Here is a 2,878-nt window from a genome sequence, read left to right as displayed (position 1 = left end):
AGCCGCGATGCGCTTCCTGGTGTGGCGAAAAAGAGCATCGCGGCTGACGCCCCTCCTACAACGAGCTTGCGTTGCTTCAGGTGTCGCCAGGACTCATGCATCTGGTGCGTCATCAATGGGTGAATCTTCCAGCAGCGCCTGGAAAGCCGGATCTTCGCGCAGCGGGTCCCAGCCCCGGTCATACCGCAGCCCTGCCGGGGTAACGCCGGCTGGCACATCCAGCAACTCGGTCAATCCTGCAATCGCGGCCTCATTTTCACCCGCCAATGCCAGGACCTGCGCCAATGCGACCTGCGCATAGACCCGGTAGTACGCATCATTACGGTAGAGCTCGAGGGCTTCTTTCGCCTGCTTCAGGGCCAACTCGAGGTTGCCCAGGCCTGCATTGGCCTGGGCAACGATAACCGGCAAGACACTGTCATCGACCTGACTGGCGGGGTCGGGGCCAATCCGGTCGACCAGCCTCTGGAACGTTTCGCGTGCCTGTGTATCGCGGCCGGAACGCTGCAGCGCTTGGGCAAGGCTGATGGTCAGTGCCGGGCCGAAGCCGTTGAGTGCGGAGTCAGGCTGCTGCAAAAGCGGCTCCAGCTCGGCGATGATCGCGTCGTCACGACGTTCCCATTCAAACTGCCTGCTACGGGCCACCGCGATTTGTGGATCTTCGCCGGCCTGCGGAATCTGATCGAGCAATCGAGCAGCCTCTTCCAGCCGCCCCTCAGTCTGGTAGGCATCGATCTTGTAGAACAATGCCAGCGTGGAATTCGGCTCGATGGCAAGCGCGCGATCCAGCCATTGGTGGGCCTCTTCCCAGCGCCGCAGGATGCGCAGGGATTCGCCGCCTATGACGACCATCAGGCCGACGTTTCGGGGATCGCGATGGGCGGCCTTCTCGAAGTGCTCAAGTGCTTCTTCCCACTTGTCCTGGCGGCGCTCTGCCAGTGCCGTGAAGAACAGCGCAGCAGGGTTGTTGGGGGCCCTCTCGAGAACGACTTCGAACGCGGCCTCGGCATCTGCGAAATCGCGCAACACGTTGTAGCGGTAGACTCCTTGGGCCAGTTGCGCTTCGATCAATTCGGGTTGCAGGCGGAACGCATTGTCTGCGGCCTGTTTGACGTATTCCGAAGTAAACCTATCCGGGTCCACGCCATTGAAGTAGAGATACCCGGCGGAGGTCGTGAGCTCTGCCCAGGCCAGGGCGAAGTCCGGATCAAGGCGCACGGCTTCGGCAAATGCGAGCGCCGCCTTGCGCGCAAGCGCCACCTCGAATCCCTGTGCATTCATGGCCAATCCACGCAGATACGCGTCATAGGCTTCCGGATTGTTCGTGGGCTTGTTGGCCAGCGTTGCGCGTTCGTCACTGGTCAACTTCGCACTCAGTGAATCGGCGATCTTCCGTGCGACTTCGCTTTGCACGGCGAAGATGTCGTCCAGAGTTCGATCATAGGTTTCCGCCCAGAGGTGGCTGTCGCTTTCAGCGTGGATCAACTGCACGATCACGCGCACCCGGTTGCCGGACTTCTGCACGCTGCCTTCGACGATATTGGCGACGCCCAGATCCCTGGCGATTTGCGGCAGGTTGTCGGGACGGCTGTCGTAGCTCTTGGTCGAGGTGCGCGAGATCACCGTGAGGTCACCGATCTTGGCCAGGGTGGTGAGGATTTCATCCTGGATGCCATCGGCGAAATAGGCGTTGGCTTTTTCCTCGCTCAGATTCTCGAATGGCAGCACCGCAATCGAGTGGGCATCGATTGTCGATTCCGCCTCGGCGGCGGGTTCGATCGGCTTCAGGCTGGCAGCGACATTCAAGGCATCCCGCGTCGGCGAAAACACGAATTTGTCGAGCACATACCAGGCCAACCCGATGGATAGCAGGCTGGCGATCATGATGTTCATGCGCTGCCCGGTTTTCGGCGCAATCGAGCGGGTTCGATCGACTTCGTGATCGCGCCTGATGCCTTCTGGCGTGATTTCGAAGATCCACGCGAAGATCAGCGCGGGAACAAAGCCCAGCGCCATCACGATCATGATCGCGCGCAGCATCCAGTTCGGCACGTCGAATACCGGCAACACGGTTTCGGCCACCTGCACCAGCATCCACGCACCGACCAGATACAAGCCGGCCATGCGGATCACGTTGCGGCGCTTGAGTTCGGCGAACAAGCTCAAATTGGCTGCCCCTGGTGGAGATATCACATCGGGTCGCAGGAAGCCGCGGCAACCCCGAAGGCAGGCCCGGAGCCACAGGCCACCCTTTTCCCCATTGCGGTGGATCCGTTCAGATACTACACGAATGAGAACTGATTCACGGTTTGGTGGCAGTGGGCTCAAAGCCGAATGGCACTGAGTTGTAGTCGATCCTCATTCTTTGCCATCCCATCGCAGGCTGGAGGTGCTTGTCAACAGCCGAACGGCTGTAGTGAAGCGATGACCAGCCATGCGGCTGTTGTGAAGCGATTCCCGCCTGCGCGGGAATGACGAGTGTTGAATCGGCGTCATTCGACTCGAAACCTGACCTTGCCCCCGATTCTGGGAGGAATGGCATGGTCGATCAGGCCTCTCCGTTCCAGACGAACTGGCTGGAAGGCGGAGTGCGTATTACCTACTGCTTGTCTTCTGGATCCTTTTCCGGCGCTTGCATGCTTCGAGTCCTGTTGGCCTCGGCCTGTCGACGCGCACGCGCGAGTTGCCGCTCGGCCCAGCGCTTGAGCACACGCGCCTGGCGTGCCCCCACCGAAGGATCAGAAACGATTTCCTCGACGCTGGCCAGCAACGTATCCACGTTCCTTTCTCGCACCGGTCCGTCTTCACGGGCCGCTGACCAGAGGTCGATCCATTCCTCGGTGTGCAAGCCGAGTTTGAGCACCGAATTGAAGTAGCG

2 protein-coding genes are annotated in these 2,878 nt (G+C 60.5%); both read right to left on the bottom strand.

The features are described 5' to 3' along the window. Window positions 1-93 precede the first annotated feature (93 nt). The gene (locus WBP53_RS00125; protein WP_423924710.1) at window positions 94-2,166 is read right to left on the bottom strand and encodes a tetratricopeptide repeat protein; all 2,073 of its coding nucleotides are present in this window, start codon (window positions 2,164-2,166) and stop codon (window positions 94-96) included. Window positions 2,167-2,599: 433 nt separating this feature from the next. Beyond that, the coding region (locus WBP53_RS00120) for a hypothetical protein (protein ID WP_423924708.1) at window positions 2,600-2,878 on the bottom strand (279 nt) is incomplete at its 5' end.

This window comes from Dokdonella sp. (assembly GCF_049593775.1).
Classification (GTDB): domain Bacteria; phylum Pseudomonadota; class Gammaproteobacteria; order Xanthomonadales; family Rhodanobacteraceae; genus Dokdonella.
This window is presented reverse-complemented; position numbering and strand designations above follow the sequence as displayed.